Source organism: Hymenobacter aranciens (assembly GCF_030580865.1).
Classification (GTDB): domain Bacteria; phylum Bacteroidota; class Bacteroidia; order Cytophagales; family Hymenobacteraceae; genus Hymenobacter; species Hymenobacter aranciens.
Window position 1 is genome coordinate 41,001 of record NZ_JAUQSY010000008.1, and the last position, 17,412, is coordinate 58,412.

Annotated in this window: 9 protein-coding genes; 5 read left to right on the forward strand and 4 right to left on the reverse strand. The window is 67.5% G+C overall.

The window, feature by feature from the left end; genetic code table 11:
- The first annotated feature begins 100 nt into the window (after nt 1-100).
- Nucleotides 101-7,507: a beta strand repeat-containing protein gene (locus Q5H93_RS12985; protein WP_305006971.1), complete on the forward strand. Its 7,407-nt coding sequence runs from the start codon at nt 101-103 to the stop codon at nt 7,505-7,507.
- 129 nt (nt 7,508-7,636) lie between these two features.
- Here Q5H93_RS12985 and Q5H93_RS12990 read toward each other — a convergent pair whose 3' ends face one another.
- Nucleotides 7,637-8,428 carry a PhzF family phenazine biosynthesis protein gene (locus Q5H93_RS12990; protein ID WP_305006972.1) on the reverse strand — a complete coding sequence of 264 codons (792 nt, stop codon included), beginning with the start codon at nt 8,426-8,428 and terminating at the stop codon, nt 7,637-7,639.
- Between the two features lie 208 nt (nt 8,429-8,636).
- On the opposite strand from Q5H93_RS12990, the gene Q5H93_RS12995 reads away from it, so the two are divergent.
- The 3 genes from Q5H93_RS12995 to Q5H93_RS13005 all read left to right on the forward strand — a co-directional run bounded on the left by Q5H93_RS12995 (nt 8,637) and on the right by Q5H93_RS13005 (nt 11,769).
- Nucleotides 8,637-9,206, forward strand: a complete 570-nt coding sequence (locus Q5H93_RS12995) for an RNA polymerase sigma factor (RefSeq protein WP_305006973.1) — start codon at nt 8,637-8,639, stop codon at nt 9,204-9,206.
- A complete protein-coding gene (locus tag Q5H93_RS13000; protein ID WP_305006974.1) occupies nt 9,203-10,978 on the forward strand; it encodes an outer membrane beta-barrel protein in 1,776 nt (591 codons plus the stop codon). Before Q5H93_RS12995 ends, Q5H93_RS13000 begins: the two co-directional genes overlap by 4 nt.
- 92 nt (nt 10,979-11,070) lie before the next feature.
- Nucleotides 11,071-11,769, forward strand: coding sequence for a hypothetical protein (locus tag Q5H93_RS13005; protein WP_305006975.1), 699 nt, complete (start codon nt 11,071-11,073; stop codon nt 11,767-11,769).
- A gap of 77 nt (nt 11,770-11,846) precedes the next feature.
- Here the strand turns inward: Q5H93_RS13005 and hutI are convergent, their stop codons facing one another.
- Nucleotides 11,847-13,118, reverse strand: a complete 1,272-nt coding sequence (gene hutI, locus Q5H93_RS13010) for an imidazolonepropionase (protein WP_305006976.1) — start codon at nt 13,116-13,118, stop codon at nt 11,847-11,849.
- Between the two features lie 456 nt (nt 13,119-13,574).
- Here hutI and Q5H93_RS13015 point away from each other — a divergent pair, with 456 nt between their 5' ends.
- On the forward strand, nt 13,575-15,113 hold the full coding sequence (locus Q5H93_RS13015) for a T9SS type A sorting domain-containing protein (protein WP_305006977.1): 1,539 nt from the start codon (nt 13,575-13,577) through the stop codon (nt 15,111-15,113).
- Between the two features lie 144 nt (nt 15,114-15,257).
- Here Q5H93_RS13015 and Q5H93_RS13020 read toward each other — a convergent pair whose 3' ends face one another.
- The gene (locus Q5H93_RS13020) at nt 15,258-15,689 is read right to left on the reverse strand and encodes a BLUF domain-containing protein (RefSeq protein WP_305006978.1); all 432 of its coding nucleotides are present in this window, start codon (nt 15,687-15,689) and stop codon (nt 15,258-15,260) included.
- Nucleotides 15,690-15,852: 163 nt separating this feature from the next.
- Entirely contained in the window at nt 15,853-17,412 is a 1,560-nt protein-coding gene (locus tag Q5H93_RS13025; protein WP_305006979.1) for a glycosyltransferase family 39 protein, read from the reverse strand.

The window sequence follows — 17,412 nt, forward strand, 5'->3', positions numbered from 1 at the left end:
GGCGGCTACCGGGCGGGTTGGTAGCTGTGCAATAGTTGCTTGCCGGTCGATTTGTGGGCCTTGGGCAGTACATTTGTTTAAATCATCCACCGTTCCACTTATGATGTTACCCCTTACTACTCCTGCCCGCTCTACCGGCGGGTTTTTTTCGTGGCAATGCCGGGCAGGCGGGCTGCTCGCGCTGCTGGGGCTGGCGGCCCTGCCGGCCCAGGCCCAGCTCACGGTAACGGGCAGCACCCCCGCCGCGCTGGCCCCCACCGCCCCGGTGACCACTGGCGTGGGCGTCACGTTTAGCCAGGCCCCCACGGCGGTATCGGCTACTAACATTAAAGTAATTGGCAGCCAGAGCGGGCCCCGGCCGGCCGGCCCACCCACCGTGAGCGGCACCACGGCCACGCTGCCCCTGGCCAGCAGCTTCCTGCCCGGCGAGGTGGTGAGCGTGACCGTGCCCAGCACGGTGCGCAGCAGCGCCGGCCTGGCGGCCCGGCCCTACGTGTACCAGTTTTCGACCGCAGCGGCGGCGGCGGCGGCCGTGTTTCTGAACCGGCAGGAGGCCAACCACGGCCCGGGCTTCGACACCCGCGATGCCACCGTGGTCGACCTCAACGGGGACGGCCTCAACGACCTGGTGTTTGCCATGGATGACGAGCTCATCGTGCGCCTGGGACAAGGCGGTGGCAGCTTTGCAGCCAGCAGCTACTATGATTTAAATCCCAACGCCAACAACCTGTCGCTGGCGGTGGGCGACGTGACCGGCGACGGCCGCCCGGACGTGGTATCGCTCTTTACCTTATCGGGCAGCGGCGGCCCCTACCTGCGGGTGCTGCCCGGCACTACCACGGGCTTCGGCCTGCCCACCAACTTGTCGCTGAGCGCCGTGCCTACCGACCTGGTGCTGGGCGACGTGAACGCCGACGGCCAGCTGGACATCGTGCTGAGCAATGCCGCCGCCAACTCCGTAACTGCCGTGCTGGCCACGGGCAGCAGCCTCATCCCCCGCACCTATGCCACCGGCACCACGCCCGGCCCCCTGGCCCTGGGCGACCTCGATGCCGACGGCCGCCTCGACCTGGTGGTGGGCACCAGCACCGGGTATAGCGTGCTGCTGGGCGGCACGGGCACCACGATATTCGGCACCGCCACCAACTACGCCACTGAGCGTCCGCAGCAGGTGTTGCTGCGCGACGTGGACCTCGACGGCCGCCTCGACCTGGTGAGCACCGCCGCCGGCTCGCGCCTGGCCTCGGTGCGGCCCGGCCAGGCCGGCGCCACCTTCGGCCCGGCCCAAACCTACGACATGGGCCACACCGTACGCCAGCTGGCGCTGGGCGACCTCAACGGCGACGGCCGCCCCGACCTGGCCAGCGTGAGCCAGAACAACGGCGGCACCACCGAGGGCACGCCCGGCCTCAACCTGCGCCTGAGCACCGGCCCCGGCACCTTTGGCCCGGCCTATACCTACGCTACGGGCACGGCCATCAGCCGCCGCGAGCTGGCCATCGGCGACCTCGACGGCGACCAGCAGCTCGACCTGCTCACGATTGGCACCTCGGCTCCCGGCAGCCTGGGCATCGGCTCGGGCGTGTCGGATGTGCTGCTCAATGGCGCGGCCATTGCGCCGGTCATCACCTCGCTGAGCCCCGCCTCGGCCCTGCCCGGTGCCAGCATCACCATCAACGGTAGCAACCTGCAGGGCATCTCCAGCCTTACCTTCAGCAGCTTCAACGGCACCACGATTACCGTCACCGGTTTCGGCATAAACGCCGCCGGCACCCAGCTTACCGGCGTGGTGGTGCCCACCGCTGCCCAGACCGGCCCGCTCACCGTGACTACGGCCGGCGGCAGCGCCAGCAGCACCTTTACTCTCACGGCCCCTGCCTTCCGTTTGCTCGACTACGCGCCGGGCCCCGCCGCCACCCTGGCGGCCGGCGCGCCGCTGGAGCTGGTGTTTTCGCAGATGCCCACCGTGGCCTCGCTGGCCGGCATCCGGGCCTACGGCGTGAGCTCGGGCCGCACGCGCGCCGCCGGCCCCGCCACCGTGAGCGGCCTTACTGCCACGGTGCCCCTGACGGGCCCGGCCTTCGAGCCCGGCGAAGAAGTGCGCGTGGTGCTGCCCCCCAGCATCGTGAGCAGCAACGGCGCCAGCCTCGCGCTGGCCGACTTTACGCTGCGCATGGCCTCGGGCGTGAGCTCGGGGGGCTTCGCCAACCGCACCGATTCGAACACTTCCAGCAGCAAGTTCATGACCGTGGGCGACGTGACCGGCGACGGCCAGCTCGACCTGATTACAGCCAACCTGCAAGCTTTTACCATCTCCGTGCTGCCCGGCAACGGCCAGGGCAGCTTTGGCCCCAAAACCGACTACCCCACCACCCACCAGCCCATTACGGTAGCGCTGGGCGACGTGAACAACGACGGCCGCACCGACATGGTAACGGCCAACCCCTACTGGACCGGCACCGTCGACGGCTTTACGCTGGATATCTTCCTGGCCCAGGCCGGCGGGGGCTTCGGCAGCGGCAGCAGCTGCCCGACCTCGGGCAGGCCCACTTCCGTGGCCTTGAGCGACGTGGATGGCGACGGCCTGCTCGACGCCATTGTTTGCGCGCAGTCGAACCCGACCAACGGCTCGCTGGGCAGCGTGAATGTGATGCGCAATACCGGCAATGCCTCGCCGCGCTTTGTGAGCGTGGGCGTCTACACGGTTGACTTCGCCCCCAGCCACGTTACCCTGGGCGACCTCAACCACGACGGCCGCCTGGATATTGTGACCACCAACAGCGGCGGGCAAAGCTTCTCGGTATTGCTCGCCCAGGCCGGGGGCGGCTACGCCACGGCCGTGGATTATTTTACGGGGGTGGCCTCGGTGCGTAGCGTGCTGGGCGACATCGACCGCGACGGCAACCTCGACATCGCCACCGTGAACTTCGGCGGCCCGAGCACTATCAACGGGGCCTCCATTGCCGTGCGCCTGGGTACCGGTACCGGCACCTTCGGCGCCCGCACCCTCTACAACGGCAGCAGCTACACGTTCCAGAACTTCGACATGGCCGACCTCAACGGCGACGGCATCCTCGACCTGATGACGGCCTCCGTCGGCCCCAATGCCGCCCCGCTCCGGCAGGTACTGGTGAACCTGGGCACGCCCGCCGGCACCTTCGGCCCGGCCGTGGTGTACCAGAGCGTCGGCCGCCCCGGCAGCGTGCTGGCCGCCGACGTGGACCGCGATGGCCGCCTCGACCTGGTGGTGTCGAACCCCGACCAGGGCACCGGCATGACGTCGGTGTTCTTCAGCGTGCTGGCCCCCACCATCAGCAGCTTCACCCCCACGAGCGGCCCGGCCGGCACCACCGTCACCATCACCGGCACCAACCTCACCGCCACCAGCCAGATTACCATTGGCGGCGTGGCCGTGGCCCCCGGCTTCGTGGTAAACGCCGCCGGCACCCAGATTACGGGCGTCGTGGTGCCCGCCCTGGCCCTCACCGGGGCCCTGGCCCTCACCACCCCCGGCGGCACCGTTACGGCCGCCACGCCCTTCACCGTGACCGTGCCCGCCTACGATGACTGCGCCGGCGCCCTGCCCCTCACGGCCAGCGGCACTTGCGTGCCCACGCTGGCCAGCGTGGCCCTGGCCACGCAGTCGCAAGCGCCCACGGCGTGCAGCGCGCTTACCTCCACCACGGCCCGCGATGCCTGGTTTAGCTTCGTGGCCACCGGCCTCACGCCCACCGTGCGCGCCACCAGCGTGTTCAATGGGGTACTCGAAGTATTTAACGGTGGGGCCTGCGGCAGCCTCAGCAGCCGCACCTGCGCCAATGCCGTGGCCAACGCGGGCGTGAGCGGCACCGAAAGCATCACCCTGACCGGCCTCACGACGGGCACGCGCTACTTCGTGCGCTATTATCCCTTCACCAGCACCAGCGTGCCCTTCCCCACCGATGGCAGCTTTAGCATCTGCCTCACGGTACCGGCCCCCAGCATTACTTCTTTCACGCCCGGCACGGGCACGGCGGGCACGGTCGTTACCGTGTTTGGCCTGAATCTGCTTACTGCCTCCGCGGTAACTGTGGGCGGGGTGCCTGTGACGGGCTTCACGGTGAACGGCGCCGGCAACAGCCTCACCTTTACCCTGCCGGCCGGCGTGGGCACCGGGGTTATTGCCATCACGACGTCGGGCGGCACCGCCACCAGCAGCACCAGCCTGGTAGTGGCCTCGCCGCAGCTGGCCGTGACGCAAGGCGCCACCGCCTACCCTAACAACGGCCCCACGCCCTACACGTTTGCGGCCCGGAGCACGGGTACCGTGTCGGCCGCCGTTCTTTTCACGCTCAGCAACCCCGGCACCCAGGCCCTGACCATTAGCGGCATCGCCACCACGGGCGACTTTGCCATCAGCGGCGCCGTGCCCACCAGCGTGGCGGCCAACGGCGGCACGGCCACGGTGGGCGTCACCTTCGGCCCGACGGCCGACGGCGCCCGCACCGGCACGCTGGTTATCACCTCGAACATCGGCACCTACACCGTAGCCCTGGCCGGCACCGGCCTGGCGGCGCCCCCCACCATCAGCAGCATCAGCCCCAACCCCGTGGCGCCCGGCGGCACCGTCACCATCACCGGCACCAACCTGACGGGCGCCACCGTGCTCGTGGGCAACACCAGCATAACGGGCGTGACGGTAGCGGCCAACGGCACCAGCCTCACCTTCGTGGTACCGGCGGGCCTGGCCGCGGGCACCATTCAGGTGACGACGCCCGCAGGCACCGCCACCAGCACCAGCAGCCTGTGCGTGCGCTACACGCCCACCGTACAGGGCGCCTCGGCCTGCCCCGGCAACACGGTGGTGCTAAGTGCCGACGGCGCGGCCGGCAATACCTACAACTGGTACGCTACGGCCACCAGCGCCACGCCACTGTTCACCAGCACGAACACCACCTTCGTTACTCCTATTCTGACGACGACCACCTCGTACTACGTCGCCATCAGCTCCGGCCCCGGCTGCGAAGGCCCCCGGCAAGTGGTGACGGCCACCATTAACCCCGCCCCTACCGTGGTGGTGAGTGCTGGCGGCCCCACTACTTTCTGCCAGGGCGGCAGCGTGGTACTCACCGCGAGTGGCGCCGCCACGTATTTGTGGAGCACCGGCGCCACTACGGCCAGCATCACCGTGAGCACGACGGGCAGCTATACCGTCACCGGCACCAGTGCGGCGGGCTGCGCGGCTACGTCGGCAGCCACGGCCGTTAGCGTCACGCCCACCCCGGGCATCCCCATGGCTACCCCGGCTGGCCGCTGCGGCCCCGGCGCGGTCACGCTCACGGCCAGCGGCGCTCCCGCCGGCGGCAGCTACGCCTGGTACACCCAGGCCAGCGGCGGCACGGCCATCGCGGGCGTCACCGGCGCCAGCTACACCACTCCCAGCCTGAGCACGAGCACCACGTACTACGTGAGCGCGCTCAGTAGCACCGGCTGCCCCAGCCCCCGGCAGGCCGTCGCGGCTACCATCAACGCCGTGCCCACCGTGACGGTGAGCACCGGCGGCCCCACGACCTTCTGCCAGGGCGGCAGCGTGACGCTGACCGCCAGCGGGGCTAGCTCCTACCTCTGGAGCACCGGCGCGACTACGGCCAGCATCACCGTGGCGGCTGGCGGCAGCTACATCGTTACCGGCACCACTGCCGCGGGCTGCTCCGCCACCTCGGCCGCTACTGTTGTTACCGTCAACGCCCTGCCCACGGCCACCATCACTGCGGGCGGGCCCACCACGTTTTGCCAGGGCGGCAGCGTAGTGCTCACGGCCAGCGGCGGCACGTCCTACTTGTGGAGCAATGGGGCTACTACGCCCAGCATCACGGTTACAGCCAGCGGCAGCTATACCGTCACGGCCACCAATGCGGCCGGCTGCTCGGCCACCTCTTCGGCCACGGCCGTCACGGTAAATGCCCTGCCCACCAGCGTGGCCGTGACGGCCAGCGGCCCGACCAGCATCTGCCCGGGCAGCAGCGTGACCCTCACCGCGAGCGGCGCCAGCACCTACTTGTGGAATAATGGGGCCACCACGGCCAGCATCACCGTCAGCACCGCTGGCAGCTACAGCGTCACGGGCACCAATGCGGCCGGCTGTTCTGCCACCTCGGCCCCCACGACGGTCAGCGTAGCAGCCCCGCCCACGGTGACCATCGCGGCGGGTGGCCCCACCACCTTCTGCCCCGGCGGCAGCGTAGTCCTGACGGCCAGCGGCGCCACATCTTATGTATGGAGCACCGGCGCCACCACGGCCAGCATCACCGTCAATGCCAGCGGCAGCTACACGGTTACCGGCACTAACGCCGCCGGCTGCACCGCCACCTCGGCGGCCACCACCGTCACCGTGGACGCTTTGCCCACGGCCACCATCACGGCCGGTGGGCCGACCACTTTCTGCGTGGGCGGCAGCGTGGTGCTCACGGCCAGCGGCGGCGTTTCTTACCTCTGGAGCAATGGGGCTACTACGCCCAGCATCACCGTGAGCACGGCCGGCAGCTACACCGTCACGGCCACCAGCGCCGCCGGGTGCTCAGCCACCTCGGCCGCCACGCCCGTCGTTATCGAAGCCCTGCCCACGGCGACCATCGCGGCCGGGGGAGCTACCACGTTCTGCCAGGGCGGCAGCGTAGTGCTCACCGCCAGCGGCGGCACGTCCTACCTCTGGAGCAATGGCGCCACCACGGCCAGCATCACCGTGAGCACGGCGGGCAGCTACACCGTGACCACCACTAATGCGGCCGGCTGCACGGCCACCTCGGCCGCCACCACCGTTACCGTCGATGCCTTGCCCACGGCCGGCATTGCGGCCAGCGGCGCTACCACGTTCTGCCAGGGCGGCAGCGTGGTGCTCACGGCCAGCGGCGGGGCCTCCTACCTGTGGAGCACCGGCGCCACCACGGCCAGCATCACCGTCAATGCCAGCGGCGCTTACACCGTCACGGCTACCAATGCCGCCGGCTGCGCCGCCACCTCGGCCGCCACGGCCGTTACCGTCGAGCCCCTGCCCGCCACGCCCGTCATCACCCAGGCCAGCCCCGGCACGCTCACGAGCAGCGCCCCGGCCGGCAACCAGTGGTACCTGGGCGGGGTGGCCATCCCCGGCGCGACGGGCGCGACCTACGTCGTGCCCGGCCCGGCCGGCAACGGCAACTATACGCTCGTCGTCACCTCGGCCACTGGCTGCGCCTCGGCTGCCTCGGCCCCGGTGGCGGTGGTTATCACGGGTACCGCGGCCGCCAGCCGCGGCACCATGCTGGAGCTGTTCCCCAACCCGGCCACCAGCACCTTCACCGTGCGGCTGGCGGCGGGCCACGCGGCCAGCGGCGGCGTGCTCTACAACGCCCTGGGCCAGTCGGTGCGTACCCTGCCGGCCTTCACGACCAGCCTCAGCGTCGATGTACAAGCTCTGCCCACCGGCGTCTACGTCCTGCGCCTCGACTGCAACGGCCAGCAGCTCACCCGGCGCGTCGTGGTGGAATAAGCCATTGTGCTTACCCACCAAAAGCCAAGAGGGCCACCGGCAACGGTGGCCCTCTTGTCGTTATAGGGCATTGCGGGCGTTATCGTCAGCTACGGGCCGACCAACGTGGCGCCCCCGCCGGCCCGCATTTCAAAGCAGCAGCTCGCCCACCGCGTAGGTCACGGCGTAGCCGCTAATGTCAACCCGCTCGCCGCGTAGGCGGCACCACAAATCGCCGCCGCGGGGCGAAACCTGCCGCGCCCGCAGCTCGGTTTTTCCCAGCCGCGCGGCCCAGTACGGGATGAGCGTGCTGTGCGCCGAGCCGGTCACGGGGTCCTCGTTCACCCCCACCCGGGGCCCGAAAAAGCGCGACACGAAGTCGATGCCCTCGGGCCCCGGCGCGGTGGCGATGACGCCGAGGTACTCCACGTCGAGCAGCCGGGTAAAATCTGGCCGCAGGGCCTGCACCTGGGCCACCGAGCCGAAAAGCGCCACCACGTCGCGGGCCGCCAGCACCTGCAGCGGCGTGGCCCGCAGGCCATCCGCGAGGCCCGTGGGGTGCGCGGGCAGCTCCTGCGGCGGGCGCGAGGGGAAGTCGAGCGTGAGGCGGCCGCTGGCCTCGCGGCGCACCGGCAGCGGCCCGCTCTGGCTGTGAAAAGTGAGCACCTCGCCCCCCACCTCCCGGTGCCGCCACAGCACGTGGGCCGAGGCCAGCGTGGCATGCCCACACAGGTCGATTTCGGCGGCGGGCGTAAACCAGCGGATGTCGTAGTGCCCGGGCTCGTCGGCGCGGGGCACGAGGAAGGCGGTTTCGGCCAGGTTGTTTTCGGCGGCAATCTGCTGCATCAGCTCAGTGGGCAGCCAGCTGTCGAGGGGGCACACGGCCGCCGGGTTGCCGGCAAAAAGCGTGTCGGTGAAAGCGTCGATGTGGTAAAAGGTCATGGCGAAAGAGATGGGGCCGGCTGGCGTCGGCCGCCGGCAAGAGTTGGAGATGTCGGCAGCAAGCTAGCGCTTCCCGCTGAAAAAGAAATAAATTTACGGAACGCGCAACCGCGCCGCCTTGCCATCGGTCAGAAGTGCAGAAGCCGGCGCGGCGAACGTTGCGCAGCTCCCGGCGCCGGCTTTGTTGCGCCTGATTTTCTGCCTGAGTATGCCGCCACCGCTACCTGCGATTGATGAAGCCTTGCTGGCCGCCTGTCGGCGGGGCGAGTCGGCGGCGCAATACCAGCTGTACCGCAAACTTTCCTACAACCTGATGGGCGTGTGCCTGCGCTACTGCCCCAGCCGGGCCGAAGCCGAGGACGCCCTGCAAAATACGTTCGTCAAAATATTTACCCGCCTCGACCAGTACCGCGGCCAGGGCCCCTTCGAAGCCTGGGCCCGCCGCATTGCCGTCACCACCTCGCTGCACGCCGTGGAGCAGCACCGCCTGCGCCACCCCGCCCCCGGCGCCGACCTCGACGACCTGGCCGACGACCTGCCCGCCGCCGAACCCTCGGCGCTGGAGCAGCTGGCCGCCGCCGACGTGCTGGCCCTGCTCGAAACGCTGCCCCCCGGCTACCGCACCGTGCTCAACCTCTACGCCGTGGAGGGCTACTCGCACCAGGAAATCGCCGAATTACTCGGCATCGCTGAGGGCACTTCCAAATCGCAGCTGGCCCGCGCCCGCCGCCTGCTCGAAAGCCGCCTGGTGGCGCAAAATTCCTTTCAATTGCCATGACCGACCCGAAACCCGACCCATTATTTGATGCCTTGCGCGAGCAACTGGCCGACTACGGCCAGGAGCCGCCCGCGCACCTGTGGGCCGGCATCCGGCAGCAGCTGCCGGCGCCGGTGGCGCTGCCGCAGCGGCGGCGGCGCCGGGCCTGGAGCGTGGCGCTGCTGGCCCTGCTGCTCCTAGTGACGGGCGTAGTGAGCTGGCAGGCTTGGGAGCTGAGCCCCCTGCGCCGGCCCACCGTGGCGGGTCAGGCTGACCGGCGCGCGCCGGATGCCCCCAATGGCTTGCCAACCCCGGCCGGGCCGCGCGTGGCCACCACCAGCACCTCACCTACGGCAGCCGACGCAACAGTGGCTTCGGCCACTACTACGGCCTTAGCGGCTACGCCAGCTACTGCCGCCGCATCCTCGAAAACACCTGCTTCAGCATCTACCACGCCAGCAACAACTACTGTGACTACCAAAGCCGCGCCAGCAGTGGCCACTTCCTCAGCACCGGTGGCTGCCACCAGGAGCTCGGCAGGCGACGCACTGGTTGAGGTCGCTCGCGCGAGTCGCTCGGCGGCCATCAGCGCGGCCGGGCCGACACCGTCCAGCAGCGGCCCGACCAGGAATACCCGGGCCGCAGCAGCGGCTCATTCCTCCGTATCAACTGCCACTGGTGCTCATCCTTCGGCGCGGCCTGGGGCGGCTGGCCGGATTTTGAAAGCACAAACCTTCGCCACCATAGCAACCAGAAAAATCCGCTCTGGCGCAGCCCGCACGCAACTACCCCGTGACCTGGCAACTGCCTCTGGAGCTTCGAAAAGCATTCACAATTCGACTCGACCAGTGCCCCACCCAACCCTGACGACGGCAAGCGCCAGCGTTGAGCATGACCAACCCACAACAACTGCTGCCAACACTATTACGCCAGCCAAAGGCCAACCGCTACGGGCGGCTGCGGCTGACCAGCCCGCCGCAGCCGCCGTTCTAGCCTTGGCCTACGACCAGCTGGCCCTGCGCCAGCCCACCCTGCCCGCGCCGCTTCTTTCGCCGCTGCCCGAGTCTCCCGCTCAGCCCATCCAGCGTAGCATGGCTGCGGTGCCCCCACCGGCGCGTTGGGTCGCGCAAACATTGTTTGGGCCCGCTCTCACGGGGGTCCGGCTGGGCTCGCCGAGCCGCACGGCAGGCAATGTGCCCGCCTCCTTCGTCACGATGGTAACCGATGAGGAGCAGGCGACGCGTAGCGGCAGCGCGCAGTTTAGTCTACGGCACAACTTCAAGACTCACTGGAGCCTGAGTGCCGGCCTAGGCGCCGCCGAGTACGCCACCGAAAGCACCCTGCGCCAGCGCTACTTCCCTAACATCACCTCCAGCCTCGACCCATCCGCTGTGCGTATCGACTCGTTCGTGGTCGTGCGTAAGTATCGTAAATCTTACCAGTTTTTCAGCCTGCCCGTACGCCTGGGCTACGCCTGGCAGCCCAGCCTGCGCTGGCAGCTAGGCCTGCTGGCTGGCGCCGAGGCCACCTACCTCTTCCACGCCGCCGAAATTACCACTGTGCCGCTCATGACCGGCACCTTTGCCAGCACCAGCGCCGCCACGCGGCAGTGGGGCCTGGGCAGCAGCCTGGCCCTCGAAGCGCGCTACCACTTCAGCCCGCGTTGCGAGTTGCTGGCCCAGCCCACTTTCACCTACCTCCTCACCCCCCTCAACCGTGAGCGCATCGGCGAAGCCCCCCGCCATCCCTGGGGCGCCGCGCTGCTGCTGGGGGTAGCCTACGAGCTCCGCTAGGCGCCACCTGCAATACCGGAAACAGCTGGCTGGCCAGCAGCAGCTTCCCGGGTTACATCCGGCGTCTCTTCATCCATCTTTCAACCTTCCCCATGAGAAAGCATTTCCCCGCCCTGCTTGGGCTGGCAGCCACCACTTTGCCCTTTACGGCCTGTAATGACGCCCAACCCCTGCCCACTCCGTCGAGCATCGTGCCGCTGATTCGCGCCACGGTAGCGGCCGATGCCGATACATTTGATTACCGCCGGGCCGTGGCCAGCATCAATAATCTGGCGCTGGAGCCCAATCCCAGCCGCCCGGTTTGTCGCTTCACCATCACCCGGAATTACGTCGGCGACGACATTATTATCCGTAAGGTTTACGTGTACAAAAGCCTGCGCCGTGGTTCGGTGCCTGCTGCGTACCAGTATAGCAGCCGGGCCCTGGCGCGGGAAGTCACCCAGCTGCCCGCCACGCTCAGCTTCGACAGCCAGGATGCCCTGACCGGGATATACCGCATTACGCTTCCCAGCACTGGCACCAGCACCGACTCGCTTACGGCAGGGCCGAGGTCGGGCTGGCGTTCATTCATCCCGCCTAACTCCGGCAATCACAACAGTATTTTCAGCATCGACGCCATCATTTTCACCTTCGAATACGATGTCGAAATCAACGGCCAGACGCAACACGTTGCCCTCGACCCCACGCACCAGGTGACCCTCGAATACCCAAGTACGCGGTTGCTGGAAGTTTTCGACGGCACGCCCATAGGCGCGCCCTACTCGGTGACGGTGCCTTTCGTTAACCTTTAGTTGTCAGGCAAAATCAGTGGCCTGACAACTAACCATCCTTCTGCGCAACGCCCTGGCCCTGGCTGGGGCGTTGCTGTTTATACACTCGCCGTTGCCAGCACCTGCCCGCCCACAATCACCTCGCGCACCGGGTTTTCGCCCAGCCAGTACGGGATTTCGCTCACGCTGCCCACGTTCAGCACCAGCACATCGGCGCGCTTGCCCACTTCGAGCGAGCCGATTTCGGGGGCCAGGTTGAGGGCCCAGGCGGCGTTGAGGGTGGCGGCGGCCACGGCCTCCTTGGGCGTGAAACCCATTTTGAGGCAGGCCACCGAGAGGGCCAGCCACAGGTTTTTGCTGGGGCAGGAGCCGGGGTTGAAGTCGGTACCGAGGGCCAAGGGCAGGCCGTTGTCGATGAACTGGCGGCCGGGCGCGTACTTTTCCTGCCGCAGAAACAACGGCACCAGCGGCAGCAGCACGGCCACGGTGCGGCCCTCAGTTTGCTGCGCGATGCGGGCGGCGGCCTCGGGCGTGAGGTAGTCGCAGTGGTCGACGCTGGTGGCGCCCAGGGCGGCGGCCATCTCGCAGCCGCCCAGGTCGTGCAGCTGCTCGGCGTGGATTTTCAGCCCGAAGCCCATCTTGTGGGCCTGCTCCAGATAGTACCGCGATACGTCGAGCGGAAACGCGCCTTCCTCGCAGAAAATATCGACGAACGCGGCCTCCCCTTTCAGGTCCGACAGCACGTCGTGCAGAATGAAATCGACGTAGGCGCGCGGCCCGGCGGCCTTAAACTCGGGCGGCACCACGTGCGCCCCCAGGAAGGTGGGCACCACCCGCAGCGGCTGCTGGCGCCCGGCCGCCCGGGCCACCCGCACCAGCCGCAGCTCGGTGTCGCGGTCGAGGCCGTAGCCGCTCTTGGCCTCCACGGTGGTCACGCCGTAGCGCCCGAAGCCTTCCAGGTGGTGCAGGGCATTGGCCAATAATTCTTCCTCCGAGGCTGCCCGGGTCTGCCGCACGGTGCTCAGGATACCGCCGCCGCTGGCCAGGATGTCGAGGTAACTCTCACCCCGCAGCTTGCGCTCGAACTCGTGCGCCCGGTTGCCGCCAAACACGAGGTGCGTGTGGCACTCCACAAGGCCCGGCATCACCACCCGGCCGGTGGCGTCGATGAGCTGGGTGTCGGCATCAATCTGCGTCGCATCCAGCTCGCTCATAGGCCCCACAGCCGCAATTTGGGTGCCCCGGCAGGCCACGTAACCGTTTTCGATGATGTGCCAGCTGCCGAGGTCGGCGCCGGCCAGGGGGCGGTGGGAGTCGGCGCCGGCCAGGGTGAGGACCTGGGCGGCATGTTGGAGAACGAGGGTGTACATAGGGCAAAGGTATGGGTGGTGAGGAAGTGAGAACGAAGCTCCCCTCCTTGGAAAGGAGGGGATGTCAAGCCGCAGGCTTGACGGGGGTGGTTCGCCCGGTCGCGCCACCTGGGCTTTCGGTAGGCAAAGCCAGTTGTAGATGAATGAAGTGGTTTTTCAAAAAGGGAATTACTGCATTGTTCTGACGGCGCGACCGGGCGAACCACCCCCGTTCGCTGCTCAGCGCAGCTCACATCCCCTCCTTTCCAAGGAGGGGAGCTGGTCGTTCTATTCCACTCGCCGGGCCCACGCCGCCATTCGCCGAGGGCTATTTCACTTGTTGCCCGCCCGGCCGCCGTTCGCTGGGCAAATACCCCGACTGGGCGAAATATCCCATTTAAGGGGGGTAAGCAGGGCGAAATTTGTATCGAATTCAACGCTCAAGGAATTCGGACAACCCGCTTAAACTCCTTCGCCATGACCTCCACTTCGACTCGCTTTTCCTGGCTCACCGGCTTGCTGCTTGGCCTGACTACGTCGCTGGCCGTCGCCCAGGCGCCCGTTTCTTACTTCGTTTCCTCGGCCGCCCCGTCGGCCGATAACAACCCTTCGGTGCTGCGCCGCCTGCAGCCCAACGGCCAGCTCGCCACCGTGGGCACCGTCACCAACGAAGACGGCCAGGGCGTGGTAATGAATGCCCTGGGCTACGACTCGGCCGACCCCTACCATGTGTACGGCATGGAGGTGAATGACAACGGCACCGTGACGCCGCCCACGTTCTACAAAGTGAGTATGATTAATGCCTCGGCCGTGGCCATGGGCACCCTCACGCCCCCACCCACCCCGCGCACCTCGTTCCCGAACCTGGGCCTGAGCTTTATCCTGCCGCAGCTGGGCGACGGCGCGCCGGGCTCGCGCTACTACCTGGGCGGCGCCACCGTGCGCTACAACCTCTTCACCGGCGCCGTGTCGGACGTGAAGTTTTACGTGGGCCTCATCAACCTGACCGTGGCCCCCGGCACCATCCCCGCCTGGAAACAGGTGACGATGGTCGACGCCGCCACCAGCACGTTGCTCACCAGCTACATCAGCCACGTAGCCAGCGTTATCGCCGACGGCGGCCCCATGCCCACCGACGGCATTCAGGACTGGGTGCTGGACCCCGCTTCGGGCAACCTCATCAGCTACCTGGGCCAGGAGCAACGCTTTTTCCGCCTCAGCAACCTGAATACGACCACGCCCACGGCAGCCATCAGCACGCCCGCCACGCCGCTACCCACCACCTCGTCCATCGGCTACCTGTACCGCGACGGCTCGAACAACGTGTACGCCATGAGCAACGCCACCGGCACCATGTACCAGCTCGACCGCCTCACCGGCAGCTACCTGCGCACGGTGGCCGAAACCGGCCTCGGCGCCACCCAGGGCGATGCCGCCACCGGCCCCGGCGTGCCCACTGCCTTGCCCGTGACGCTCACCAGCTTCGAAGCCAAAGCCCAGACTCGCAGCGTACAGCTCAGCTGGGCCACCGCCACCGAAGCCGACGTGGACCACTTTGAAGTGCAGCGCCGCAGCGATGCCCGCACCGAGTGGCAGACCGTGGGCACCCTGCCCGCCGCCAACTTCGCCAAAGGCAACCAGTACCAGCTGACCGACAAGGCCCCGCTGGCCGGCACCAGCTACTACCGCCTCGCCACCATCGACCGCGACGGCACCGTGGCTTACTCGGCCGTGCGCTCCCTCACTTACACCGGCAGCGCCGCCGCCACCCTCACCGCCGAGGCTTATCCCAACCCCAGCACCGGCACCTTCACCCTGGCCCTGAGCAGCCCGGCCCCCGCCGGCAGCACCGCCGCCCTGCGCGACCACCTGGGCCGCACCGTGTGGCAGGCCGACCTCAGCAACCAGCAGCAGCTGGCCGTGACCCTGCCCAGCCTGCCCACCGGCGTGTACCTGCTGAGCACCACCGCCGCCGGCCACACCAGCACCCAGCGCCTGAGCGTGGTGGGACAATAGACAGTTATGAATTTTGAGTTATGAGTTATGAGTTATGAGTTATGAGTTATGAGTTATGAGTTATGAGTTATGAGTTAAAACCCCGGCCTCCTGAAAGAAGTCGGGGTTTTAACTCATAACTCATAACTCAAAATTCATAACTGTCTACACCAGCACCGCGCGGTCTGCCACAAAATCCTCCAGCAAGCCCATGATTACGCGGCCGGTGTTGTAGGTGGGCGGGATGAGGTCGGCGCGCAGGTGCGGGTCGATGTAGCCATCGAGCCAGGTGAATTCGGCGGCATCGACTTCCAGCAGGCCCATGCTCCAGTCGGGAAATAGGCGGCGGGGCTGGGGGCCGTCGAGCAGAATGGTCATGTTGCTGTGCCGGACATCCTGCCCGATACGGTGTCGAAGCTGCTTCACCGCGTAGTAGTCGCCTTCCAGCAGCTGCATAAACTGCTGGTTGGCATACAGCAGCAAGCCGCTAATGCGGTGTCGCCGGTTGTATCGCTGCGACTGCCGCAGGAGCTGACTGAGCTCCTGCGAGCTCATTTCGTGGCAAGCCCGGCTGCGATAAATTAGCGAATAAACCATAATGACTGCGGAGCCCGCACTGGCAGCCAAGCTACTGCTTTGGGGCTAAATACGTAGCTTTAGTAGCCGCTGCCGCCCCAACCGGAGGTGCAAGGCTGCTCCAGGCTCCGTATTTGACGTAAATTGTCCTACGGTTTTCAGCAGCTACAGGATGCCCGGGCGGCTAGGGACGCGCCTGATTCTCCCAGGCTGCACGGGCCGCCCGCCACTCGTGCTGCAGCTGGGCCAGCAGCACGCTATCGGGCTGCACTCCTACCATGATGGCCGTGCCCCGCTCGCGGGCATAAGGGTTGGTGATGGCCCCGGCGCGGTAGTAGCGGGCAAAATGCGGAGCCAGCGCGTCGTCGGGCTCGTCGTCGATGATAATAAAGGCCTGAAAATGCTCCTGTCCCGGGTACCAGTAGAGAAAGCTGCCATTAAAGCTCTGGGCCGCGGGCAGGGCCCGGTGGCGGTTGAAATAATTGATGGCGGCGGCCTGCCCGTAGTTGGCGCACTGGATGAGGGTGTGGGGGCGCACGGCGGCGGGCAGGGCCTGGTAGGCGGCGCGGGTTTTGTCGGCCAGCTCGCGCCAGCCCAGCATGTCGGCGTAGTCCTGGGGCAGGGCGTGGTTTTGGCCGTCTTCCCAGCGGTAGAAACCCAGGTGCTGGTAGCGCGGAGCCAGGGCGGCCATGTCGGCCGGCGGGCGCAACGGATAGATGAAGATGATGAGCGGCGCCATCAGCGCCAGCGGCAGCACTGCCAGCCCAAGCTGCAAGGCCGTTTTCCAGACTGGAACGGGTTGCGAACCCCGGTGCCCAAACAGCCCCTCCCACCACCGCGCCCCGAAAGCAAACAGCACCGGATAATAGCCCAGGGCATAATAGTCCTTGCCACTCAGCGCAAACAGCAGCCCCACGCCCAGCACCGCCACCCAGCCCAGCGCCCGGCAGGGCCGAAAACCCTGGTGCAGCAGCAGCAGGGCCAGCAGCCCCGGCACCCACACCCACACGGCCGGGAAGCACATCAGCAGCTGCGCTTTCCAGAAATCGAGCGCCGACACGTGCACCAGCTGCTGCTCGTGCAGCAGCGCCATGTGGTGCCGAAACGGGATGCCGTGCTGCAGCTGCCACCGCACATTGGGCAGCCACAGCAGCCCCGCCAGCAGCGCCGCGCCCCAGAAATGCTTATTCGCCAGCAGCCGGCGCGCGGGCGTGAGCAGCAGCGCCCCGCCCAGCGCCGCGATGAAAAACAGCGTCGTGTATTTGTTCAGCAAGCCCAGGCCCAGGGCCGCACCCAGCCAGTAGAGGTGGCGCGGCTTTTCGTCCTGCCAATACGCTACCAGCGCATACTGCGCCAGCACAAAGCTGAAGACTTCGAACGAGTTGGGCTGAAACAGCAGGTTGAGCCGGGCGAAGGCCGTGCCCAGGTAGCAGGCCCCCGCCAGGCATTGCGCAAACCAGCCGCCGCCCAGCCGCCCCGCCAGCCGCACCACCAGGTAGATGGTGGCCGCGCCCCACAGGAAGGGCCAGAATTTTACCCATAGTTCGTCGCCGCCCAGGGCCATGCTCAGGGCGCCCTGCGCGGCCGTAAGAGGCGGAATCTCGAGGTAGCCCCAGGCCAGGTGCCGGCCGTGGTTGAGGTAAAGGTATTCGTCGCGCTGCAGCTCGTAGGCCGGGCTGATGAGGAAGTAGCCGCTCACGAATTTGAGCAGGGCGAAGAGCAGCGGCAGCAGGCGGCGGGACAT